A 22,737-nucleotide genomic window follows, 5' to 3' on the forward strand; every position below is an offset into this window, starting at 1 on the left:
ACATTCCTGCGGATTTACAGGCTATGTGGACAAATCTCTCGAACAAATATTCGAGGTGACCAGCTCGCGCACCCGACCGTCCCAAGTCAGGCCGAGTACAGGACTCTCCGACAGATCAAGCCCTGATCCATCTTCGGATTGCTGGACGGATGGGCTGAAACAAAGGTTGCTAGGCGGTCAGCCCGAGGACGCTCATGCGCCGTGAATGATTGCGGGTCAGCTGCGAGAAGAGCAAGAGGGTCTCCTTTTCCTGATCTTCCTCCGCACCGGCGAACAGCAAGGCACCGAGGAAGGCCCGCTCAATCCCGATCCGTTGCGCCTGGGTAAGGGCCTCGCCCACTAGACGCCGTCCCCAGAGCGCCAACCGTGACGCCAACCGCGGATCGTCCGCGAGCGCTGCCTGCAGACGCTCCTGCAGCAGCGGACCCTGCTCATCAGCAGACTGGATCCTGCCGATCAGCTCACGGGTAGGAGCATCCAGCCGTCCGGCGAGCGCCGTGTAGAAATCATCCGAGATTGCATCAATCACGTACGCCTTCATCAGGGATTCGTACCAGTCGCCCGGCCGGGTCCGTTCATGGAAGGAGTCAATGGACGGCTGGAACGGGGTCATCGCTGTTTCCACATCAACGCCCAGCGCTGCCAAATGGGCGCTGACCATCTCGAAGTGTTCGAACTCGATCACGGCGAGACGCCCCAGCGTGGCGCGGTCATGGAGCGTGGGCGAGAACCGGGCATCCGATGACAGCCGCTCAAACCCTGACAATTCCCCATAGGCCATCACCCCGAACAGGTCCACGATGAACCGGGCGTACCGGGGATCATCGGGAAGCCTCGGTGGTGCGCTGGCGGCGGCATCTGGGGTGGCACCAGATACCGAAGCGTCGGAGGTGGGGTGCTGAGGGGTGACTTGCCCGGACGGGGAGGACGGCGCTGAACTCATGGACTTAAGGGTACCGGTGTCGAACGCTCGGGCCCCGGCCATCTGTGTCACCGCCAATCCTGCACCCCCGGAGCCAGGTGTATTACGGTTGAAGTTGTGCCGTACTCGCATCTGGATTTATCGAACCGGAATTCGCAACTGCAGCTGACCCGTTCCCTGCAGTTGCTCCGTGAAGAGTTGAACCTCGAGGCTGACTTCCCGCCCGAGGTTCTCGACGAGGCCAGGCGGGCTATCACCAACCATTCCTCCCCCACGACCGATCTCACCGGCCTTGGTTTCATCACCATCGACCCGCCCGGGTCCACTGACCTTGATCAGGCGGTCCACCTGGAACGCGACGGTACCGGCTATCGCGTCTGGTACGCCATAGCCGATGTGCCGGCCTTCGTGGCACCCGGCGGCGCCATCGACCGTGAGGCACGCCGCCGCGGTCAAACCGTGTACGCGCCGGACGGCCGGATCTCTCTTCATCCCGAGCTGATCTCCGAGGATGCAGCCAGCCTGCTGCCCGGGAAGGTGCGGCCCGCCTATGTATGGCAGTTCCGGCTGGATGCGGAAGGGGTGGTGCAGGACATGGACCTTGAGCGCGCCACGATCCGCAGCCGGGCGCAACTGACGTACGAACAGGTACAGCGGGACATTGACTCCGGCGGCGCCCCCGAGAACCTGCTGCTGCTCAGGGAGGTGGGACTGTTGCGCATCGAACTTGAACGGCTGCGCGGGGGCGCCAGCCTGAACCTTCCCGAGCAAGAGATCGCCAACGACGGCGACAGGTATTTCATCCTCACCTCACCGCCGCTGCCCGCCGAAGACTGGAACGCCCAGATCTCCCTGATGACCGGCATGGCCGCCGCGCAGTTGATGATCGACGGAAAGATCGGCGTGCTGCGCACCATGCCACCACCCGACGAAGAATCGGTGGGCCGTTTTCGCCACCAGGCACGGGTCCTGGGGAAACCCTGGTCGGAGGGCATGGCCTACGGCGAGTTCCTGCGAAGCCTCGACACCACCGAACCGCGGCAGCTGTCGCTGATGCATGCTGCCGCGTCGCTGTTCCGTGGTGCTGGCTACACCGCGTTCGACGGCGCCCTGCCAGCCGCCATGACCCAGGCAGCCATCGCTGCACCCTACGCCCACACCACCGCACCGTTGCGCCGGCTGGTCGACAGATTCGTGCTGGTCATCTGCGCTGCCCTGTGCGCAAGGACCGAGGTCCCTGGGTGGGCCCGGGACGCGCTGCCCGAACTCAATTCGCTAATGAACTCGTCCAATCAGCTTTCTTCCCGGCTGGAGCGGGGCGCCCTCGACGCCGTCGAAGCGGCGCTCCTGAGCAACCTGGTCGGCCAGGAGTTCGACGCCGTCGTCATCGCCGCCTCGAAGCCGCCGAACGGTAACTCCCCCGACGACTATCAGCCAGTCGGAACCATCCAGTTGGCCAACCCCGCGGTGGAGGCCAGGTGTGAGGGTGAACTGGTCGCCGGCGAGGAGGTGCGGGTCCGACTGGTACTCGCCGACATCCCCACCCGGACCACCCGGTTCGAGTTGGTCAATGGCACGCCCCCGCCCGGCGTGTCGGGCGCCGCCGCCGGGGCAGGGTAGAGTTAACTTCCGTAGTAATGGATGCCCGGTCGTACTCGTCATATCTTGATAAGTAACCCCTGACCCGCAAGTACCTACGCGATCTTGAGTTCTTCTTAGCCGGCAGGATTCACTCGAATCCCCGGCCTGCAGTTGTAAGCCCGCGATCGGCTTCCACTGGACGCCATGCGCCTGTTCCTCCGGGCTGACCACACGTCAGCCACCCGTCGAGTTCAAGCAGCCGCACGGCCTAAATGAACGGTATTTAATTGAACACTGATGACACCCAGGTGCAAGACACCCACCATCTCCAGGCTGACAACAGCGACGACGAAATCTTCGTCGAGGAGACCCTTGTAACCACTGATGAGCCTCACAAGGAGGCCGAGGAGACGTTCGCGGACTTCAACGTCCGCGCCGACATTGTGGAATCTCTCGCCGACGCCGGGATTATCCACCCCTTCCCCATCCAGGCCATGACCCTGTCCATCGCTCTCGGCGGGCATGACATCATCGGCCAGGCCAAGACCGGTACCGGCAAAACCCTCGGCTTTGGTATCCCCGCACTCCAGCGCGTGGTGGCCCCCAAGGACGACGGCTACGACCGCCTCCCCGTGCCCGGCGCTCCCCAGGCCCTGATCGTAGTCCCCACCCGCGAGCTCGCGGTCCAGGTTGCCGGCGACCTCACCACCGCTGCCAAGAAGCGGCACGCACGGATTGTGACCATCTACGGCGGACGGGCCTACGAGCCGCAGATCGAGGCGCTGAAGAACGGTACCGAGATTGTGGTCGGTACCCCCGGCCGCCTGATCGACCTGTACCGGCAGAAGCTGCTCTCCCTCGCCAACGTGAAGCTGGTGGTGTTGGATGAGGCCGACGAGATGCTCGACCTCGGGTTCCTTCCTGATGTCGAAACCCTGATCGCCGGCACTCCCGCGGTCCGCCAGACCATGCTCTTCTCCGCCACCATGCCTGGCCCAGTGGTCGCGATGGCCCGCCGCTACATGACGCAGCCCACCCACATCCGAGCCGCGGACCCCGAGGACGAGGGCATCACCAAGAAGGACATCCGCCAGGTCATCTACCGGGCGCACAACCTGGACAAGGCTGAGGTCGTGTCAAGGATCCTGCAGTCCCGCGGACGTGGACGAACCATCATCTTCACCAAGACCAAGCGCACCGCAGCGAAGCTTTCGGAGGAACTGATCGACCGCGGGTTCGCTGCCGGAGCAATCCACGGCGACCTCGGCCAGGGCGCGCGCGAGCAGGCACTTCGCGCCTTCCGCGGTGACAAGATCGACGTCCTGGTCGCTACCGAGGTGGCAGCCCGGGGTATCGACGTGGAGGACATCACCCACGTGATCAACTACCAGTGCCCCGAGGACGAAAAAGCGTACCTGCACCGGGTTGGCCGCACCGGCCGCGCGGGCAAAAAGGGCACAGCGGTTACCTTCGTGGACTGGGACGACATGCCCCGCTGGGGCCTGATCAACAAGGCCTTGGGCCTGGCTGCCGCCGAGCCAGTGGAAACCTACTCCTCGTCCCCGCACCTTTACGAGGAACTCGACATCCCCGAGGGCACCAAGGGCAGGCTCCCCCGCAACAAGAGGACCCTCGCCGGCATCAACGCCGAGACGCTCGAGGATCTTGGCGAAACCGGCAAGAAGCACCGCGCCGGTGCTGATGCGCAGGGCTCCGCCCGGGGACGCGGCTCGGAACGTTCGGGTGGCGGCGACCGCTCACGCGGCGGGGACCGCTCGCGTTCCACCGACCAGCGCGGTGCGCAGAAGTCCGGGGATGCCCCGGGCAGCAGCCGTCGTCGTCGGTCGAGTGGATCCAACGCATCCAGCGGATCCAGCGAGGATTCAGGACAGGCACGACAGGCAGCAACTTCCGCGCCCGCCGGTGACAGCGCGCCCGCCGCCGACCGTCCCCGTCGGAGCCGTTCGAGGACCCGTAGCCGCAACGGTGAGGTAGTCAACAAACCCGCCGCCGGAACCGAGGGCTAAGCACTCAGTGGCCGTTCCCGGGACGGCGCCCCTGTGGCGCCCGGACGGCAGCAATCTGGTGGTGCACGCCGACAACGCGAGCTACCTTCCCACGCTGCCGGACAGGTCCTTCACCATGATCTACGTTGACCCGCCCTTCAACACAGGGCGGGCTCAACGGCGCCAGCAAACCTCGATGGTGCGCAACCTTGACGGAACCGGGGACCGCGTCGGTTTCAAGGGACACAGCTACTCGACCGTCAAGGGCATGCTCGCCAGCTATGACGACGCCTTCGAGGACTACTGGGAGTTCCTTGCGCCACGCCTTGCTGAGGCGTGGCGGCTCCTCACCGACGACGGCACCCTGTATGTACACCTGGACTATCGGGAAGTGCACTACGTCAAGGTGATGCTCGATGCGCTCTTCGGCCGGGAGAGTTTCCTGAACGAGATCATCTGGGCCTACGACTACGGTGCCCGGGCCAAGAGCCGGTGGCCCGCCAAACACGACAACATCCTGGTCTACGTCAAGGACCCGGCGAACTACTACTTCGACAGCAGCGGGGTGGACCGGGAGCCGTACATGGCCCCGGGACTGGTCACTCCCGAGAAGGCGGCGCTCGGCAAGCTTCCCACCGACGTGTGGTGGCACACCATCGTCTCCCCCACGGGCCGGGAAAAGACCGGCTACCCCACGCAGAAACCCGAGGGCCTCCTCCGCCGTGCGGTCACGGCCAGCAGCCGCGAAGGCGACTGGGTTCTTGACTTCTTCGCGGGGTCCGGGACGTTGGGCGCAGTGGCAGCGAAACTGGGCCGCCGCTTTGTCTGCGTGGACCAGAACCCCCAGGCGATCGAGGTGATGAGCTCACGGCTCGGCCAATACTGTGAGCCTTCCACCCCGGCAGCACCGGACCTGGCCTAGAAGGTCCAGTTCACCCGGAGGGGGTCAGCGGACGACGACGGACCCGGTGGCGAGCGCCTCAATTTGCTCGAGCACCGCAGCCGAGGTCAGGTTCTCGCCCAACCGGTTGGGCTTCCCCTCCCCGTGGTAGTCACTGGATCCGGTCGCGAGCAACCCGTGCCGGGCGGCGATGCGCCGGAGCTCCTGGCGTCCGGGCTCCGGGTTGTCACGGTGCTCAATCTCCAGCCCCTGCAGACCGGCGTCGATCATCTGGCCGACGACGTCGTCGCCCACCACCCGTCCGCGCGCCGAGGCCACCGGATGGGCGAAGACCGCCACCCCTCCCGCCTGGCGGATCAGTTCGACGGCCCGAGCGGGGTGCGGGGCGTAGTGGCCCACCCAGTAGGGCGAGGCGGCGGTGAGGATGTGTCTGAAGGCCTCACTACGGTCGGACACGATTCCCAGCGTCACCAGCGAATCAGCAATGTGGGGACGGCCGACCGTTGCGCCTTCGGCAATGTGCTCCTGCACGTCCGCCCAGGTGATGGGATAGTCGGCGCCGAGGCGTTCAACCATGCGCTCCGCCCTCGACAACCGGGCATCCCTGGACCGCTGGATCTCCTCCACCAGGGGCGCATGCAGGGGATTGTGAAGATAGGAGAGCACATGGACACTGATGCCCGTGTCGGTGCGGCAGGAGACCTCCATCCCGGGGATCAAAGCAACCCCTTCCTGCTGCGCCGCCTCCGCGGCTGGGCCCCAACCAGCTGTCGAGTCGTGGTCGGTCAGTGCTATGACGTCGAGTCCGGCGTCCCGGGCCGCCCTGATCAACACGGCTGGGCTTTCGGTGCCGTCCGAGACGGTCGAGTGGGTGTGTAGGTCGATTCTCACCCACCCAATCTACGCCCGCGCCGACGCACCGGTGGACAACTGTTTGGTTGCCTTCGGTACCGGTGGGATCATAGGGGGGTGAGTACTGCAGAGAACAACACCCTGTCCCAGACCGCCGCGACGCCTCTCACCCCAGAGGAGCAGCCCCTCGCCGCCCGGAACGAGAACCGTTCCCAGCGGCCGGATTCGGATGCTTTCAAGGCCTTCATGGCCCAACAGTGGGCGACGAAGCCCACCGAGCTGCCCGCCGAGGCGGAGGTGGCGCCCTACGCAGCGAAGCGTCGCCGGGCCATCTCCGACAAGTTCCCCGGCGAGCGAATCGTCATCCCTGCCGGGCCATTCAAGGTGCGCTCCAATGACACCGACTACCGTTTCCGTCCACATTCAGGGTTCGCCCACCTGACCGGTTTCGGACTCGACCACGAGCCGGACGCCGTGCTGATCATGGAACCCACCGAGGCTGGCCAGGGCGACGACGGTGGCCAACACCACGCCACCCTGTACTTCAGGGAGCTTGCCGGGCACGACAACCCGGAGTTCTACGCCAACGCGCGGTACGGCGAGTTCTGGATCGGCTCCCGTCTGTCCCACGCCCAGGTCAGGGCACTTCTGTCGATTGAGACAGCCGACCTGGCCGAGCTGGAGGTCGCGATCACCAAGGACGCGGGAGTGCCCGAGGTCGGCGGCATGCGGATCCGGTTGCTGCGCGAGGTGGACCTCAACGCCGACGCACTGGTCGACACGTCACGGATCAACACCGGCGTCGACCTGGAAAAGTCCGATGAGCTGGACAGCAAACTTGCCGAGGCACTCTCCGAGCTCAGGCTCCTGAAGGACTCGTGGGAGGTCGAGCAGATGAAGATTGCCGTCGCCGCGACCGTCAACGGGTTCCACGAAGTGGTCAAGGAACTCCCCCGCGCCATCACCCACCCCCGCGGTGAGCGTGTGGTCGAAGGTGCCTTCTTCGCCCGGGCACGCGAGGAAGGCAACGATCTGGGATACGACACCATCGCAGCGTCCGGCAACAACGCGACGGTGCTCCACTGGATCAGGAACAACGGGCAGGTCCACGCCGGTGACCTGTTGCTCCTGGACGCCGGCGTCGAAGCCGACAGCCTGTACACCGCCGACATCACCCGCACCCTCCCGGTGAACGGCAAGTACTCGGACATCCAGCGGAAAATCTACCAGGCTGTGCTCGACGCGGCCGACGCCGGATTCGCCGCCGCCCAGCCGGGCCGCAAGTTCCGTGACGTGCACCAGGCATCAATCAGCGTCCTGGCTGAACGCCTCGACGCCTGGGGCCTGCTCCCGGTGTCCCTCGAAGTGGCACTGTCCCAGGACGGCCAGCACCACCGGCGCTGGATGCCCCACGGCACCAGCCATCACCTCGGCATGGATGTGCACGACTGCGCACAGGCCAAGCGTGAGCTCTACCTGGATGGGGTCCTCACCGAGGGCATGGTGTTCACCATCGAGCCGGGCCTGTATTTCAAGGACGAGGACCTGTCAGTACCCGAGGAGTTCCGCGGCATCGGTGTACGGATCGAAGATGACATCCTGATGACCGCCGACGGCCCCGTAAACCTGAGCGCGGCGCTGCCCCGCGAGGCTGACAACGTCGAGGCCTGGATGGCGGGCATTTACAGCCCCACCGGCGAGTAATCCGATGACCGCCCAGCCGTCAGCGCCGTTGCCTGCGCCATCACCTGCAGAGCTGACGGCCCTGGCGGCCGGTCATGGTCTCGATCTGGATCCGGAGAGCCTGCGCTTTAACGAGGCAGGGCTCGACTACCGCGTGGTGTTCGCCACCGCGCTCGACGGCGAACCGTGGGTGCTGCGGCTCCCCCGCCGCCCCGACGTCTCGGCGAAGCTCGCTGAGGAAGCCCTGATCCTCGACTTCCTCAAACCCCGCCTCGACGTGGCCGTCCCCGACTGGCGCATCAAGGCCGCTGACCTCATTGCCTACCCGCTGCTTCCCGGAACCCCTGGCCTCACGCTCGACGACGCTGGTCAGCCGGTGTGGCATTTCGACACCTCGTCAGAGCACTATGCAACCTCACTGGGCCAGCTGATCGCCGCCCTGCACTCCGTGGACGTGGGCGATGCTGCCGCAGCCGGGGTCAACGTCCGGACATCTGCCGGCGTGCGTGACAAGTGGCGGGCGGACATCGCCCTCGCGAAGGAACACTTCACGGTGGCCGACTCGCTCCTGACCCGGTGGTCCCGCTGGATCGACGACGACTCACTGTGGCCGGATCGCACCGTCCTGACCCACGGTGAACTGTATCCGGCACACCTGTTGCTGGGACCCGATGACGGCATCCTCTCAGTACTCGACTGGACGACGGCGGCTGTGGGCGACCCAGCCCTGGATTTCATGTTCCAGCAGGTCAGCGCGCCACCAGAGGCGTTCACGAGGACTGTTGACGCCTACCGGGACATTACCGGCTGGGACGAGCCGCGGCTTGCCGACCGGTGTGCCGCATTGATGGCCGCAGCTCCCGTCGGCTACGCGACCTTCGCTCTGGAGACCGGGGACCCCGGTCATTTAGCGGCAGCGTCCGCCCTCCTGGCCGGCGAATCAGGCGACTGAGTCCCGCTTCCCGCGTGACGCGGCCTGTACTTGCAGCTGCCCGCCCGGGTCCCCGTGGGGACGTCCGGGGACGTTACTGCTTCGGATTCTGTTCGGCGTTCTCCCTGGGTTCCTGCGTGCCGGCTGTCTCCGGAGCTTGCCCGTTGTCCGGCTGGGTCACCCGCACCCCGTACTGGGGGCGGCCGTCCGGGAGGTCGGCGAACTGTCCGCGCCGGGGACCTGACTCCGGGGTCGGGTCACCGGTGGCACTCTGCGGACCGCCTGGCTGCGCAGCGGCAGGCTGGCTGTCGCGGGGCGGCTGCGCCAGCGGATCCTGCCAGGCGGCCGGCGGCGTCGGGTGCTGAGGCGGCTGGCCACCGCCTGCGGGGGGCTGCCAGCCCTGCGGGGCATTGCCGGGATGCTGGGACTGCCCGTTCATGGGCAGTTGCTGCAGCATGCGACGTGCCTCGCCCGCCGCATCCGGTTCGACGATGACGTCGTAGCTGGTCGCGATGACCTGGCTGGTGGAGGTGAAGTCCCGCTTGCCCCGCTGGAACGCATACGTGATCACGCCGAACAACATCCAGAACACTGCGCCGAGCGCCATCGAGGTAATGATCGGCAGGTACGCGCCGCCGTCGCCGAACAGGGTGAGGATCAGGCCTACGAAGAAGCCAAACCAGGCACCGGTCGCCGCGCTGGCGAGGGCCACCCGTGGGTAGCTGAGCCGCCCGGTGACCCGCTCGACTGTTTTCAGGTCGCTGCCAATGATCGAGACCTTCTGGACCGGGAACTTGCTGTCGGCAAGGTAGTCCACTGCCTTCTGGGCATCCAGGTAGGCACTGTACCGCCCGACGGTCTCGCCTTTGGGCAGGATGCGGCTTTCATCCCGTGACGCCGTTCGTCCAAGCACGTTTGACATGGTCCCATTCTTGCCCACTTTGACCGTGCTGTGGGTTCGTATCGCTCGCAGTGAACTAGCCCCCGCCGGCTCCCAACCGAATAACGCAGAACACGGTGTTCCGAAGTAGCCTAGGCAGGTGAGTACTAACCCGACCCGTGTCTTCGTGGCGCGCCTGCTTGGCCTCGACGTGTTTGACCCCCTGGGTGACCGTCTGGGCCGGCTTCGCGACGCCGTCGTCCTGGATCCCGGACCGAACGCCGCCCCGCAGGCGGTGGGCCTGGTGGTTGAGGTTCCTGGCAAACGGCGCGTCTTCGTGCCGATGACCCGGGTCACCTCTATTGACTCCACCCAGATTATTTGTACCGGGTTGGTCAACCTGCGCCGCTTCGAGCAGCGGGGCGCCGAAATGCTGGTCGTCGGTGAGCTGTTTGACCGACGGGTCACCCTCCGTGACGGCAGCGGAGAAGCGACCATCGAGGACATTGCCATCGAGATGGACCGTGCCGGCGACTGGCACGTGTCCCAGATGTTCATCAGGCGCGGGGCTGGGTCATCGCCCCTACGCGGTCTCCGACGCGGCGAGCGCCTGATCGTCGACTGGATGGATGCCTACCACGGCGGCACTGCAGAGCCCCAGGGTGCTTCCCAGTTCGTTGCGCAGCATGAGGACCTGAAACCCGCCGACTTCGCCGACGCACTCCACGAGATGAGCGACAAGCGGCGCACCGAGATTGCAGGCGCGCTGCAGGACGACCGGCTTGCGGACATCCTCCAGGAGCTGCCCGACGACGACCAGGTGCAGATCATCTCGTCCCTGAACCGCGAGCGCGCCGCCGATGTCCTTGAGGAAATGGACCCGGACGACGCCGCCGACCTGCTGAATGAGCTCCCCGAGGCCCAGAAGGAAGACCTGCTGGCGCTGATGGAACCCGAGGACGCCGAGGACGTCCGGCGGCTGCTCCAGTATGAGGAGGACACCGCAGGCTCCATGATGACGACGGTGCCGGTCATCCTCCCGCCGGAGGCGACTGTGGCGGAAGCGCTGGCCCATGTCCGCCGGGAGGAACTCACTCCCGCTCTGGCGTCGTCGATCTTCGTCTGCCGGCCGCCCCTGGAGACGCCGACCGGACGGTACCTGGGCGTCGTCCACATCCAGCAGTTGCTGCGGTTCCCGCCACCCGAGCAGCTGGGCAACATCGTAGATACCGATCTGGAACCCGTCGGCGACCAGGCCAACATCAGTGAGGTGGCGCGCATCCTTGCCACCTACAACCTCAACTCCCTCCCCGTGGTCAACAAGGAGGGCCGGCTGGTCGGGGCGGTCACCGTGGACGACGTCCTTGACCATCTCCTGCCCGACGACTGGCGGGCCGCAAACGACTATCCCGGGCTGACGAAGGGAGCAACCAATGGCTGAGCGAATCAAGACCACTGCGACGGGGCTCGACACCCCCCGTGAGAGCCGGACCCGCTGGCTGCCCCGCTTGCGCCCGAACCCGGACCGGTTCGGCAGCGCCACCGAGAACTTTGCCCGGTTCATGGGGACCCCCCAGTTCCTGTTCTACATGACGGTGTTTGTTGCGGTCTGGCTGGCCTGGAACTCGTGGGCGCCCGGCGGACTGCGTTTCGACAGCGCCGCTATCGGTTTCACCCTGCTAACCCTGATGCTCTCCCTCCAGGCGTCCTACGCTGCTCCGCTACTGCTGCTCGCCCAGAACCGGCAGGACGACCGCGACCGGGTGTCACTCCGCCAGGACCGCCAGCGCGCCGAACGCAACCTCTCCGACACCGAATACCTGACCCGCGAGATCGCCGAACTCCGCATCGCCATCCGCGAGGTTGCCACCCGCGACTACGTCAGGTCTGAGCTCCGCTCGGTGCTCGAGGAAATCCTCGACACCGATGACAAGGACACCGCGCTGCACAAGAAGGCCCGGCGCAGGAGCGGTGAGCAGACGGCGTCCCTGCCGAAGCTTCAGCCCAAGCGGACAGACCGGACGTGACGGGTCCTTTAGTCACACCGCTGGAGGACATTGAAGCAGCCCTGGCGACCGTGATCGATCCCGAACTTCGCAAACCCATCACTGAACTCGGGATGGTGGCTGGCACCGCGTTCGACGACGGCGTGGTCACCGTCGACGTCCTTCTCACCATTGCGGGCTGTCCGCTCCGGGGCACGATCACCCGGGACGTTGAGGCAGCAGTGGGCGGCCTGCCAGGGGTTTCGGCAGTGGAGGTCCGACTCGGAGTGATGACCCAGGAGCAGCGGAACCAACTCAAGGAACAACTCAAGGGGCCCGGCGACCGGAAGGGTATCCCCTTCAACGAGCCCTCGTCCCTTACCCGGATCTATGCGGTGGCCAGCGGGAAAGGCGGCGTCGGAAAGTCCAGTGTCACGGTCAACCTTGCGGTGGCGATGGCGGCGCAGGGGTTGCGGGTGGGGATTGTCGACGCCGACGTGTACGGCTTCTCTGTGCCCTCGCTGATGGGAATCACCCAGGCGCCCACCCGGGTGGATGAGATGATCCTGCCCCCTGTGGCGATGGACGTCAAAGTCATCTCCATCGGTATGTTCATCAGCGGCAACCAGCCGGTGGCGTGGCGTGGACCAATGCTGCACCGGGCTCTGGAGCAGTTCCTCGGCGACGTGCATTTCGGTGACTTGGATGTCCTGTTCCTGGATTTGCCCCCCGGCACGGGAGACATCGCGATCTCTGTCGCACAGCTCCTTCCCTCCTCGGAGATCCTGGTGGTCACCACGCCGCAGACAGCCGCAGCGGACGTGGCGGAGCGGGCCGGTACCATCGCCGCCCAGACTGGTCAGAAAGTCTCAGGAGTCATCGAGAACATGTCCTGGCTTGAACTTCCTGGCGGGGAACGGATGGAACTGTTCGGCACGGGCGGCGGCCAGGCTCTCGCGGGGCGCCTCACCGAAGCGATGGGGTACCCGGTGCCACTGCTGGGCAGTGTTCCTCTGGAGGTTGCGTTGCGGGAGGGCGGCGACAGCGGGCAGCCCATTGTTGCGGGCGCCAGCGACTCGGCGGCCGCGCGGGAACTGCGCGATATCGCCGGAGCCCTTGCACGCCGTCCTCGCGGGCTCGGCGATCTGCGACTGAAGGTCACTCCCACTTAGGCGGTGCGGACGGCGCCGGGCGGCCTAGGTGGCTTCCAGATCAAACGGAGCTGGCTCGCCGGCCGCTAGATGGGGCGAGCTGGCTACTGACGGCATCGGCCGGGAGCGCGTCGATCCGGCCGGGGCCACCGCTCCACCCTTGGCCGACGCGGGGGCGCCCGGCGCAGCGGCACCCGGGGCACCGCCGCTGACTGGTTTGAACGCTTCCTGCACGTCGTCGAGCAGGGCTTCCTTGATGATCCTGCGAGGGTCGTACTGGCGGGGGTCGAGCTTGCGCCAGTCCACTTCGTCAAGTTCCGGACCCACCTCGTCGCGGAGCTGTTCCCGGGCGCCAGTGGCCATCCGTCGAAGGTCTTTGACGAGCCGCCCCAGCTGACCTGCATACTCGGGGAGGCGTTCGGGTCCGAGCACCATGACGGCGATCACCGCTAGCAGCAGAAACTCGAGCCCGTTGATTCCAAACACGGAAGAAGACTACCTTTCTGCGGCGACAGGAGCTATTTGGCTCACTGCCCCGAGGATGGCTGGGCCAGCTTGTTGAGGCCCCGAAGGATCCGGCTCAGCGGATCGTGAGAGGTCGGCTTGGTGGGCGCAAGCTGCGAGTGTTCGGCCAGCACCAGCTGGTTGACGGCCGCAGGCATTTCGGCGGCGGGCAGACTGGAAATCACCGTATAGGTCACCGACCGGGAGTCGAGCACCACCTGCCAGGAGTGGCCAGGGTGCACCCAGAGCTGGCGCTGCATTCCACCAATACGTTCGAAGCCGTCAGCGGTGACTGAATTTCCGGTGACGGCGTTGATGGGCGGGGAGGCCTCGGGCTGACGACCACTGCCCAGTTTCCGCTGTTCGTAGATGGTCACCGAATCGGCCCCGTCCTCAAGCACCATCATCAGTGCGGGTCGGCCGGCAACGGTAATCGCTTCGGCGCTGGAGACCGTGAATCCCATCATCTCCAGGTCCGGGCAGTACCAGCCGCCACCCCTGAGTTCCTCGAGTTCGCTGGCATCCAGCAGGGAGGGTGTTTCGGGTGCAACCGACTCCCAGCCCGCCATCAGCGCACCATTTCGTCCAGTGTCGGCGAGGACGTCGTCCTCCGACTCAGCACCGAGCGCGTAGGCACCCGTGAGGGTTGCCAGTGCCACCACGGCGAGTCCGCCGGTGACGGCCATGGGTGTGCGGTGACGCGCCGCAAACCCGCTCACCCTGCGGGCCCCCTCGCTGTGGTGCCCGACGGCGTCGGTCAGGTCCACCGGAGTGTGGGCAGGTTCGTGGTGGGCGGTCGCCATGATCCTTCCCACCAGATCGGCGTCGGGCCGCGGGATCTCGGAGTTCTGGAGCCTGTCCCGGACACCACGATGCGCCTGCACGATCTCCCGGCAGGGGCCGCAGCGAGCAAGATGGTTCTCGACCGCCCGGCGGCGGCCAGAAGGCAACTCCCCGTCGACGAAGTCAGCTAGATGTCGCTTCGGATGTCGCATGGCCGCTAACGGGCACCTGCGATCCGGGGCATCTTCATCCGCGGGCCCTTCGCGGCAGTCAGGGCCGGATCCCGGTGGGCGAGCTTTTCCCGCAGCATCGTGCGGCCACGGTGAATCCGGGAGCGCACGGTGCCGAGTTTGACGCCGAGCGCCTCCGCGACCTCGTTGTAGGCAAGACCCTCAAGGTCGCAGAGAACCACTGCGGCACGAAAATCGGGGGGAAGCTCTTCCAGCGCGGCCTGCACGTCGATGTCAAGGTTGTTGAACTCGAAGCTGCGTTCGGGGCCCGGATGTGAACTCGGAAGCCTGCTCTCGGCCTCCTCGGTGAGCCCGTCGAACCTGATCCTGCTCTTGCGGCGGGCCTGGTCGAGGAACAGGTTGGTGGTGATGCGGTGGAGCCAGCCGTCAAGGGTGCCCGGCTTGAAATTGGCGAGTGACCGGAAGACCCGGACAAACACTTCCTGAGTGAGATCCTCGGCGTCGAACTTGTTGCCCGTCAGCCGGTAGGCCAGACGGTAAACCTTCGGCGAGTGGACAGTCACTACCTCTTCCCAGGACGGCGCCACCCAAGCGGCTTCCGGCTCGGGGGCTCCATCGGCAACGGTCGAATCGGCCGCCGTCGTTTGCGAAGTGGACATCAACCTCTCCTCCCAGTGTGGGACGGCTGCTGCCGTCTCCTAGGGTATTCGCGGCCGATGAAGGACCGGATGCCCGGGCTTGAATATTGCCCTATCAAGCTGGGAGATCGCTGAAAAACTATGCCGGACGCCTTGCTGGCGGTTCGGGCGCGGACCAGGACACTCTGCGGGGCCGTCGCCCAGTAGGGCCAAGGGCCGGCACCCAGTACGCTGGTAAGGAGAACTTATCCCCGCCGCAGGGCAACCCGGCGGCTGGACGTCGAAATGCACACAACCTGAGCGAGAAGACAGCGGTATACATATGAGCGCGGACAAACAGAGCAGCTGGTCCTACACCGAGGGACTCCCCGATGAGGACGACGTGCTCCTGCGGGCGCGGGACCGGTCCTACGAGCTCGGGGTCACCCCGGTTAGCACCGGTGTTGCCGCGGCCCTGACCGTTCTGGCTGCAACGTCGAAGGCGCAGACGGTTGTGGAGATTGGTGCGGGAGCGGGAGTCTCGGGAGTGTGCATCCTGAGGGGTCTGGGTCCGCAGGCGGTTCTGACCACGATTGACTCCGACGTCGACCATCTGCGGGCGGCCAGGGAAGCCTACGCCGAGGCTGGTGTGCCGGGAAACCGGACCCGCACCATCTCGGGCAGGGCAGCCGATGTGCTGCCACGTCTGACCGACGCCGCGTATGATCTCGTCTTTATCGACGCCGACAAGGCCGGTCTCCCGCTCTACGTGAACCAGGCCATTCGCCTGCTCAAGCCCGGCGGCATGCTGATGCTCAACGATGCGCTGGATCAGGACCGGGTAGCGGATCCCGCAATCCGGGACGAGTCAACGAACGTCACGCGCCAGGTGGGCCGGACCATTCGCGACCACGATCAGTTGGTCACAGCACTGCTTCCGACCGGCCACGGTCTGTTGCTCGCCGTCAAGATGCCAGCCAGCCGCTAAAACCAGGGCGGCCGGTCACACCTATCGGGTGATGCGGCCGCCGCCCGGTACGGTCGCCCCCCTGCGACCGGATTGTAATCGGTAATTACTCGGTGACGGTGAGGAGACAGTCCTTGAGCTTTCCGGCTTCCTCCGCGTTGAGCTCGACGACGAGACGCCCGCCACCATCGATGGGGACCCGCATAATCAGGCTGCGTCCCTCTTTGGTGACTTCCATCGGCCCATCGCCGGTCCGCGGTTTCATCGCAGCCATAAGGAGTATCCCTTCACAAGTGCGCGCCCGGGATCCCCGGCCGCCCGTCAACGAAAATTAACTTCACGTACACGGCGGCATGCTGGCCCCCGCGCATTGATCCACCTTCATTATCCAACACGTAAGCCGACTGGGCGAATCGCGGTGCGTCGTGGGTCACATCGAACCCCGTACCCAACAGCGGTGCAGATGGTCATTGACATACCCCGTCGCCTGGAGCATCGCGTACCCCGTGGTGGGACCCACGAACCTGAATCCCCGAGCCTTCAGCGCCTTCGCCAAACCCACCGATTCCGGGACCACCGCAGGAACATCGGCCAAGGTGTCAGGCGCCGGCCGGGGAGCCGGACGGTGCAGTTCCAGCAGCATGCCCAGGGACTCCCCCGGCGGTAGCTGCTGGAGCGCGCGGGCGTTGGCGATAGTGGCGAGAATCTTCGCCCGGTTGCGGACAATCCCCGAGTCCTGCATCAGACGTTCGACGTCGGCGTCGTCAAACCCGGCCACCACTGACGGCTGGAAGTTGCTGAACGCTGCCCGGAAGGCGTCACGCTTGCGCAGGATCGTGAGCCAGCTCAGGCCCGACTGGAAAGCTTCAAGACTGAGCCGTTCGAAAAGCGCCGCATCGCCTTGGACGGGGCGGCCCCATTCCTCGTCGTGGTATCTGCGGTAGTCAGGTGTGGAATCCGCCCAGTCGCACCGGATCAGTCCGTCCTCACCGCGGACACCGCCGCTCACGGGTGATCCTGGCGTGCCTGGCGAAGCTCGGCAATCGTCGTGTCGCGCTCCTCCAGCGCTGCGGCCAGTCGATCAAGGACCTCATCGACCTGGTCCATCCGGTATCCACGCAGGGCGGGAGCGAACCGGATTGCTCCCACGTCGGCGGCATCCGGCTCGTCGGGCAACAGCACCGATGGCAGGGATGGGGTGGGTTCGACCAACCCGGCGAAGCCGTCGTCGGGCGTGGTGTCCTGTCCCCCGGGGCGGCGCCCACCCACCAGCGCGAAAGCCACCGCGCCGAGTACTGCTATCGCGACCAGGACAAGGAAGATGCTCACCGTTCTACGATACCCACCCCATCATCGGCGACGACGACGGCGTCCCGTCAGGGGGAGACATGGGATGCGGTGTCGGCGCGCACCAACCGGACCGCCTCGGCTGGGTCGTCCACCAGGTGCACCAGGTCCAGGTCCTTGGCGGAGATCATCCCGTTCGCCAGCAGGCTGCCGCGGACCCAGTCCCACAGGGGTGTCCAGAATTCGGTGCCGATCAGGACGATCGGAAAGGAGGTGACCTTCTGGGTCTGGACCAGGGTCATCGCCTCGAAGAGTTCATCGAGGGTACCGAAGCCACCAGGCAGCACAATAAAGCCCTGGGCGTACTTAACGAACATGGTCTTGCGGGCGAAGAAGTACCTGAAGTTGACGCCCAGGTCCACCCACTCGTTCATCCCCTGCTCGAACGGAAGCTCGATACCCAGACCCACCGACATGCCGCCCGCCTCGCAGGCACCCTTGTTGGCTGCTTCCATGGCGCCCGGTCCGCCACCGGTGATCACTGCATAGCCCGCCTCCACCAGCCGGCGACCTACTTCCTCGCCTATTGCATAGAACGGGGAATCCCGTGGGGTGCGGGCGGATCCGAATACGCTGATCGCCGGGCCCAGCTCCGCGAGCGTGCCGAACCCTTCAACGAACTCGCTCTGGATGCGCAGCACCCGCCACGGATCCGTCTTGGTGAAGTGGTTGCCACTCCCGGAGTCGAGCAGGTACCGGTCGGATTGGGGTGTCCGGGTCTGGTCACGGCGCAACTCAACCTGCCCGCGGCGCCGGGTCGGCGTGTGTGCTGCAGTCGTCGGTACTGGATCCTGGGTGAACTCGTTGGAAGGCATCTTTTGAGCCTATCGGGCCACCGCAACCCCTCGCAGTCTTGGTTGCTCTTGAGTCACGATTTCGACATTCGGTACCAAGGTGTCTTGCCAGCAGGCAATCCTTCGCTACATTCATCACTATGACCAGTGATTTCGAAGCAAACTCGTCCGCGTCCGCTGCACCATCGGCGCAGACGCCGCTTGTACTGCTGAAGAACGTCAACAAGCACTTCGGCGAACTGCACGTGCTGCAGGACATCAACCTCGAGGTTGCCCGCGGGGAGGTGGTGGTGGTCATCGGCCCATCAGGTTCCGGAAAGTCGACCCTGTGCCGCGCCATCAACCGGCTGGAAACCATCGACGACGGCGAAATCCGTATCGATGGTGTCGAACTGCCCGCAGAAGGAAAGGCACTGGCGAAGCTCCGTGCCGACGTCGGGATGGTGTTCCAGTCCTTCAACCTGTTTGCCCATAAATCCATCCTCGAGAACGTGACCCTCGGCCCCATCAAGGTCAAGGGCATGAAGAGCGGCCCAGCCAAAGAGCTGGCCATGTCCCTGCTGAAGCGGGTTGGCGTTGACAACCAGGCCCAGAAACTGCCGGCCCAGCTCTCCGGCGGCCAGCAACAGCGTGTCGCCATCGCCCGGGCGCTTGCCATGCAGCCCAAGGTGATGTTGTTCGACGAACCGACCTCCGCACTCGACCCCGAGATGATCAACGAAGTGCTCGACGCCATGGTCACCCTGGCCAAGGAGGGCATGACCATGATCGTGGTGACCCATGAGATGGGCTTCGCCCGCAAAGCCGCCGATCGGGTGATCTTCATGGCCGACGGCCAGATCGTTGAGGAAGCTACTCCCGAAGAGTTCTTCACCAACCCCCAGAGCCCCCGTGCCAAGGACTTCCTCGGCAAGATCCTCGCGCACTAGCTGCCACCGCACGGAACAATTTTCATCAAAATAGACGAACGCAAGGAGAAATCATGCGCAAGCACCGTTATGCAGTAGCCGCCATGGCTGCTGCAGCCGCACTCACCCTTTCCGCCTGTGGCGGAGGGGACGAGGGCAGTGACGATACCGGTTCGGAAGCCGCTTCCGACAGCATCCGCATCGGCATCAAGTTCGACCAGCCGGGCCTTGGCTTCGACGAGGGCGGCGAGTACACCGGCTTCGACGTCGACGTTGCCAAGTACGTGGCAACCGAGCTTGGCTACTCCGAGGACCAGATCGAATGGGTCGAGGCTCCCTCAGCCAACCGCGAAAACCTGCTCTCCACCGAAGAGGTGGACATGATCTTCGCGACCTACTCCATCACCGATGAGCGCAAGGAAACCGTCGACTTCGCCGGACCCTACTTCGTAGCTGGCCAGGACCTCCTGGTCCGCGCCGATGACGAGGAAATCACCGGACCTGAGTCGCTGACCGACAAGAACCTCTGCTCAGTTGCCGGTTCCACCTCGGCCGCACGCATCAACGAAGAGTTCGGTGCCGACGCCAACCTGGTGGAGCAGCCCGGCTACGCCGAGTGTGTCTCGCTGATGGGCGGCGGCCAGATCGACGCCGTCACCACCGATGACATCATCCTGGCCGGTCTCGCCGCCCAGGAAGCCAACGCCGGTCAGTTCAAGGTGGTGGGCAACCCGTTCTCCGAGGAGAACTACGGAGTTGGCCTCACCAAGGGCAGCGACCTGTGTGAAGACATCAACGCCGCCATCGTCAAGATGATCGACGAGGGTGCCTGGGAAGAGGCCATCATGGCCAACACCGAGGGTGCTGACTACTCGTACAACGAGGAACTGAACCCACCAGAACCTGACGCCTGCGCCTAGGCTCCAACCGTTTAATGCCTTGGTGGGGCGGCCTGGCGGCTGCCCCACCAAGGCATTTCACCACCACGGAAGAGGTGAACCATGGATAATTTCCTATCGCTCTTTGAGACGTACGACGTCGCTGGAGCGTTCTGGGTCAATATCCAGCTGACGTTTTGGGCCGCTATCTGGTCATTCATCCTGGGAACCATCCTTGCGCTCATGCGCATTTCACCGATCGCCAGTCTCCAGTGGTTCGGTGCCGCGTATGTGAATATCTTCCGGAACACTCCGCTGACGGTGATCATCGCCTTCGGCATCCTTGGACTCTGGGGGCAGCTGAACGTTGTCCTCGCCGAAGATTTCCAGCTGAACTTTCTGCGCCTCGCCATCCTGGGGCTGAGCATCTACCACGCCGCTTTCGTCTGTGAGGCGATCCGCAGCGGCGTGAACACCGTCCCGCTTGGCCAGGCCGAAGCAGCCCGCGCGATCGGGCTCAGCTTCCTCCCGGCCGCACGCCTGGTGATCCTCCCGCAGGCGCTCCGCGGCGCCGTTGCCCCGCTGGGCAACGTCCTGATCGCCCTCACCAAGAATTCGACGGTCGCCTTCGCGGGATCCGTCGTCGAGTCATCCAACCTGATGAAGCAGATGATCGAGTTCCAGGGCGACCTGGTGATCCCCATCTTCTTCGTCTTCGCCATGGGCTTCGTGATTATCGTTGTCCCCATTGGCCTGTTGACTACCTGGTTGTCAAGAAAACTGGCGGTGGCACGATGAGCGCACAACAAGTCCTGTTCGACGCGCCAGGCCCCAAGGGCAAGCGCCGCATCTTCATCGGCAACATCGCCGGTGTTCTGCTGGTGGCTGGTCTGTTGGCTTACGTAGTGGTTGCGCTGGCCGGTCAGGGGCAGTTTGCCGCCGCCAAATGGACACCCTTCCTTGAAGGCCGCACCTGGGAGTTCTTCATACTCCCTGGCCTGCTCAGCACGCTGAAAGCCGCAGCAGTGGCCGTGGTGACGTCGATCGTGTTCGGTCTGGTGTTCGGTATCGGACGGCTGTCCCACATCGCGCCCATCCGCTGGTTCGCTGGGCTGGTCGTCGAGTTCCTGCGGGCCGTCCCAGTGCTGCTGATGATGATTTTCCTTTGGCTGGCCCTCGCAGAGGTGCCGTTCATCACCGATCCCATCTTCGTGGCTGTCGTCACGGCCCTGACCCTGTACAACGGGTCGGTGATTGCCGAACTGGTCCGCTCGGGTGTGCACGGCCTTCCCAAAGGCCAACGCGAAGCGGGGATGGCCATCGGCATGACGCCGGGCAAATCCCTGCGGAGCATCGAGATCCCACAGGCTCTGGTGGCAATGCTTCCAGCAATGGTCAGCCAGTTCGTGGTCATCCTTAAGGACTCGGCCCTGGGCTATATCATCGGCTACGCCGAGCTGCTGCAGTACTCACGCCGCCTCGGCGTGGGTGAAGGTAACCTGCTGCAGTCCCTGCTGATTGCCGCGTTCATCTTCATCCTGATCAACTTCATCCTGTCATCGGTCGCCAACAAGCTTTCCACGCTGCTGAGCTTCAGGACGGGACGCAAGGTGAAGAAGACCGCTGACACGGAGCTGGCCACTGCCGCCCCCGTGCCCTGATCGTCTAGGGCGCTGATCGTCAGCGACGTTTAGCGCTACGCAAAAGAGTGCGGCTACACCCTGGGGTGTAGCCGCACTCTTTCGTGTAGGGGGTTCTAACCCAGCCAGGTCCGCAGTGCGGTAAGGCACTGCCTGATCTCGTCGGCGCTCACGTGCTCGTTGTCGGAGTGGGCCAGTAGCGGGTCGCCGGGTCCAAAATTCACTGCAGGGATTCCCAGTTCGCTGAACCGCGCGACGTCGGTCCAACCGTACTTCGGCTTGGGCTCGGCTCCCACTGCTGCGACGAAGTCGGCGGCCGCAGGGTGGTTCAAACCGGGACGCGCGCCGGCTGCCGCATCCGTGCGTTCAATGTCGTAGCCCGCCAGCACGGCCCTGACGTACGCCTCGGCGTCGTCGGGTGACTTGTCGGGCGCAAACCGGTAGTTGACCTCGATCACCGTACGGTCAGGAATCACGTTCCCTGCGGTACCGCCCTTGATCATCACGGCGTTGAGGCTTTCGCGGTAAGCCAGGCCGTCGACGTCGACGGTCAATGGCTCGTGGTCCCGCAGCCGGGCTAGGATGTCGGCCGCAGCATGGATTGCGTTCTCCCCCATCCAGGCACGGGCGGAGTGCGCGGCCCGGCCGGTGGTGGTCACGTTGAAACGGGCAGTTCCGTTGCACCCGCCCTCGACGGTGCCGTCGGTGGGTTCCAGCAGAACCGCGAAGTCGGCAGTCAACCAGTCAGGGAACCGTTCGACCAACCGGCCCAGCCCACTGAGTGAGGCTTCCACTTCCTCGTGGTCGTAGAACACATAGGTGATGTCGCGGGCCGGGTTGGTCAGCTCTGCGGCCAGGGCCAGCTGGACCGCCACTCCACCCTTCATATCGGTTGCGCCCCGGCCGTAGAGGACCTCCCCGTCCCAGGTGCTCGGCACGGTGCCGCGGGAACCCGGCACGGTCGGCAGGGGGACGGTATCCAGGTGGCCCGCGAGGATCACCCGTTCAGCCCGGCCCAGCGAGGTCCGGGCGATGATGGAATCGCCGTCGCGCACCACTTCCAGATGGGGGTATCCCTGCAGGGCGGTCTCGACGGCGTCGGCAAGGGTCAGCTCGTTCCCCGACACGCTCTCGATGTCCAGCAGCGAGGCGGTCAGGAGGGCAACATCGGCGGTCAGATCAAGGGCGGGAGGAAGGTGTGCGGTCATTGATCCAG

At 65.1% G+C, this 22,737-nt stretch carries 24 protein-coding genes; 13 read left to right on the top strand and 11 right to left on the bottom strand.

Annotation, left to right across the window (positions count from 1 at the left end; genetic code table 11):
- Positions 1-169 precede the first annotated feature (169 nt).
- On the bottom strand, positions 170-943 hold the full coding sequence (locus HMI58_RS03465; protein WP_171618169.1) for a ferritin-like fold-containing protein: 774 nt from the start codon (positions 941-943) through the stop codon (positions 170-172).
- A gap of 96 nt (positions 944-1,039) precedes the next feature.
- Between HMI58_RS03465 and HMI58_RS03470 the strand changes: the two genes are divergently transcribed.
- From HMI58_RS03470 to HMI58_RS03480, 3 genes are all read left to right on the top strand, one after another.
- On the top strand, positions 1,040-2,542 hold the full coding sequence (locus HMI58_RS03470) for an RNB domain-containing ribonuclease (protein WP_171618170.1): 1,503 nt from the start codon (positions 1,040-1,042) through the stop codon (positions 2,540-2,542).
- A gap of 269 nt (positions 2,543-2,811) precedes the next feature.
- Complete coding sequence (locus HMI58_RS03475) at positions 2,812-4,530, top strand: DEAD/DEAH box helicase (RefSeq protein WP_171618270.1); 1,719 nt, start codon at positions 2,812-2,814, stop codon at positions 4,528-4,530.
- Positions 4,531-4,537: 7 nt separating this feature from the next.
- Positions 4,538-5,431, top strand: coding sequence for a site-specific DNA-methyltransferase (locus HMI58_RS03480; RefSeq protein ID WP_171618171.1), 894 nt, complete (start codon positions 4,538-4,540; stop codon positions 5,429-5,431).
- Between the two features lie 24 nt (positions 5,432-5,455).
- Here HMI58_RS03480 and HMI58_RS03485 read toward each other — a convergent pair whose 3' ends face one another.
- The gene (locus HMI58_RS03485; protein ID WP_171618172.1) at positions 5,456-6,301 is read right to left on the bottom strand and encodes a PHP domain-containing protein; all 846 of its coding nucleotides are present in this window, start codon (positions 6,299-6,301) and stop codon (positions 5,456-5,458) included.
- A gap of 78 nt (positions 6,302-6,379) precedes the next feature.
- Here HMI58_RS03485 and HMI58_RS03490 point away from each other — a divergent pair, with 78 nt between their 5' ends.
- A complete protein-coding gene (locus HMI58_RS03490; RefSeq protein WP_171618173.1) occupies positions 6,380-7,966 on the top strand; it encodes an aminopeptidase P family protein in 1,587 nt (528 codons plus the stop codon).
- A gap of 4 nt (positions 7,967-7,970) precedes the next feature.
- Positions 7,971-8,897 carry a macrolide 2'-phosphotransferase gene (locus HMI58_RS03495; protein ID WP_171618174.1) on the top strand — a complete coding sequence of 309 codons (927 nt, stop codon included), beginning with the start codon at positions 7,971-7,973 and terminating at the stop codon, positions 8,895-8,897.
- 73 nt (positions 8,898-8,970) lie between these two features.
- Here the strand turns inward: HMI58_RS03495 and HMI58_RS03500 are convergent, their stop codons facing one another.
- The gene (locus HMI58_RS03500; RefSeq protein WP_171618175.1) at positions 8,971-9,798 is read right to left on the bottom strand and encodes a general stress protein; all 828 of its coding nucleotides are present in this window, start codon (positions 9,796-9,798) and stop codon (positions 8,971-8,973) included.
- 118 nt (positions 9,799-9,916) lie between these two features.
- Here HMI58_RS03500 and HMI58_RS03505 point away from each other — a divergent pair, with 118 nt between their 5' ends.
- The 3 genes from HMI58_RS03505 to HMI58_RS03515 are packed head-to-tail and all read left to right on the top strand — an operon-like array spanning position 9,917 to position 12,913.
- Complete coding sequence (locus tag HMI58_RS03505) at positions 9,917-11,197, top strand: CBS domain-containing protein (protein ID WP_171584053.1); 1,281 nt, start codon at positions 9,917-9,919, stop codon at positions 11,195-11,197.
- Positions 11,190-11,783 carry a DUF1003 domain-containing protein gene (locus HMI58_RS03510; protein ID WP_171618176.1) on the top strand — a complete coding sequence of 198 codons (594 nt, stop codon included), beginning with the start codon at positions 11,190-11,192 and terminating at the stop codon, positions 11,781-11,783. The genes HMI58_RS03505 and HMI58_RS03510 overlap by 8 nt, the downstream gene beginning before the upstream one ends.
- On the top strand, positions 11,780-12,913 hold the full coding sequence (locus HMI58_RS03515; protein ID WP_318779124.1) for an Mrp/NBP35 family ATP-binding protein: 1,134 nt from the start codon (positions 11,780-11,782) through the stop codon (positions 12,911-12,913). Before HMI58_RS03510 ends, HMI58_RS03515 begins: the two co-directional genes overlap by 4 nt.
- Before the next feature lie 24 nt (positions 12,914-12,937).
- Here the strand turns inward: HMI58_RS03515 and HMI58_RS03520 are convergent, their stop codons facing one another.
- Genes HMI58_RS03520 through sigE form a run of 3 tightly spaced genes read right to left on the bottom strand, consistent with a single transcriptional unit; the run spans position 12,938 to position 15,029 of the window.
- Positions 12,938-13,378 (bottom strand): twin-arginine translocase TatA/TatE family subunit, encoded by a 441-nt coding sequence (locus tag HMI58_RS03520; protein WP_171618177.1) that lies wholly within the window; start codon positions 13,376-13,378, stop codon positions 12,938-12,940.
- A gap of 41 nt (positions 13,379-13,419) precedes the next feature.
- On the bottom strand, positions 13,420-14,391 hold the full coding sequence (locus tag HMI58_RS03525) for a zf-HC2 domain-containing protein (RefSeq protein ID WP_171618178.1): 972 nt from the start codon (positions 14,389-14,391) through the stop codon (positions 13,420-13,422).
- 5 nt (positions 14,392-14,396) lie between these two features.
- Positions 14,397-15,029 (bottom strand): RNA polymerase sigma factor SigE, encoded by a 633-nt coding sequence (gene sigE / locus HMI58_RS03530; protein WP_171618179.1) that lies wholly within the window; start codon positions 15,027-15,029, stop codon positions 14,397-14,399.
- A 301-nt stretch (positions 15,030-15,330) separates the two neighbouring features.
- Here sigE and HMI58_RS03535 point away from each other — a divergent pair, with 301 nt between their 5' ends.
- Complete coding sequence (locus HMI58_RS03535; protein WP_171618180.1) at positions 15,331-15,975, top strand: class I SAM-dependent methyltransferase; 645 nt, start codon at positions 15,331-15,333, stop codon at positions 15,973-15,975.
- Between the two features lie 85 nt (positions 15,976-16,060).
- Here HMI58_RS03535 and HMI58_RS03540 read toward each other — a convergent pair whose 3' ends face one another.
- The 4 genes from HMI58_RS03540 to HMI58_RS03555 all read right to left on the bottom strand — a co-directional run bounded on the left by HMI58_RS03540 (position 16,061) and on the right by HMI58_RS03555 (position 18,116).
- On the bottom strand, positions 16,061-16,228 hold the full coding sequence (locus HMI58_RS03540) for a DUF3117 domain-containing protein (protein ID WP_167993928.1): 168 nt from the start codon (positions 16,226-16,228) through the stop codon (positions 16,061-16,063).
- Between the two features lie 156 nt (positions 16,229-16,384).
- Positions 16,385-16,963 carry a DNA-3-methyladenine glycosylase I gene (locus HMI58_RS03545; protein WP_171618181.1) on the bottom strand — a complete coding sequence of 193 codons (579 nt, stop codon included), beginning with the start codon at positions 16,961-16,963 and terminating at the stop codon, positions 16,385-16,387.
- Entirely contained in the window at positions 16,960-17,283 is a 324-nt protein-coding gene (locus HMI58_RS03550) for a DivIVA domain-containing protein (RefSeq protein WP_171618182.1), read from the bottom strand. Before HMI58_RS03550 ends, HMI58_RS03545 begins: the two co-directional genes overlap by 4 nt.
- A 47-nt stretch (positions 17,284-17,330) precedes the next feature.
- Entirely contained in the window at positions 17,331-18,116 is a 786-nt protein-coding gene (locus HMI58_RS03555) for a TIGR00730 family Rossman fold protein (RefSeq protein WP_171584044.1), read from the bottom strand.
- Positions 18,117-18,235: 119 nt separating this feature from the next.
- Between HMI58_RS03555 and HMI58_RS03560 the strand changes: the two genes are divergently transcribed.
- The 4 genes from HMI58_RS03560 to HMI58_RS03575 all read left to right on the top strand — a co-directional run bounded on the left by HMI58_RS03560 (position 18,236) and on the right by HMI58_RS03575 (position 21,542).
- Positions 18,236-19,024 carry an amino acid ABC transporter ATP-binding protein gene (locus HMI58_RS03560; RefSeq protein WP_171584043.1) on the top strand — a complete coding sequence of 263 codons (789 nt, stop codon included), beginning with the start codon at positions 18,236-18,238 and terminating at the stop codon, positions 19,022-19,024.
- Between the two features lie 53 nt (positions 19,025-19,077).
- Entirely contained in the window at positions 19,078-19,923 is an 846-nt protein-coding gene (locus HMI58_RS03565) for a glutamate ABC transporter substrate-binding protein (protein ID WP_171584042.1), read from the top strand.
- 81 nt (positions 19,924-20,004) lie between these two features.
- Entirely contained in the window at positions 20,005-20,679 is a 675-nt protein-coding gene (locus HMI58_RS03570; RefSeq protein ID WP_171584041.1) for an amino acid ABC transporter permease, read from the top strand.
- Positions 20,676-21,542, top strand: coding sequence for an amino acid ABC transporter permease (locus tag HMI58_RS03575; protein WP_171618183.1), 867 nt, complete (start codon positions 20,676-20,678; stop codon positions 21,540-21,542). Before HMI58_RS03570 ends, HMI58_RS03575 begins: the two co-directional genes overlap by 4 nt.
- A gap of 95 nt (positions 21,543-21,637) precedes the next feature.
- Here the strand turns inward: HMI58_RS03575 and dapE are convergent, their stop codons facing one another.
- A complete protein-coding gene (dapE, locus tag HMI58_RS03580) occupies positions 21,638-22,729 on the bottom strand; it encodes a succinyl-diaminopimelate desuccinylase (RefSeq protein ID WP_171618184.1) in 1,092 nt (363 codons plus the stop codon).
- Positions 22,730-22,737 lie beyond the last annotated feature (8 nt).

The organism is Arthrobacter sp. 147(2020) (genome assembly GCF_013116715.1).
Classification (GTDB): domain Bacteria; phylum Actinomycetota; class Actinomycetes; order Actinomycetales; family Micrococcaceae; genus Arthrobacter_D.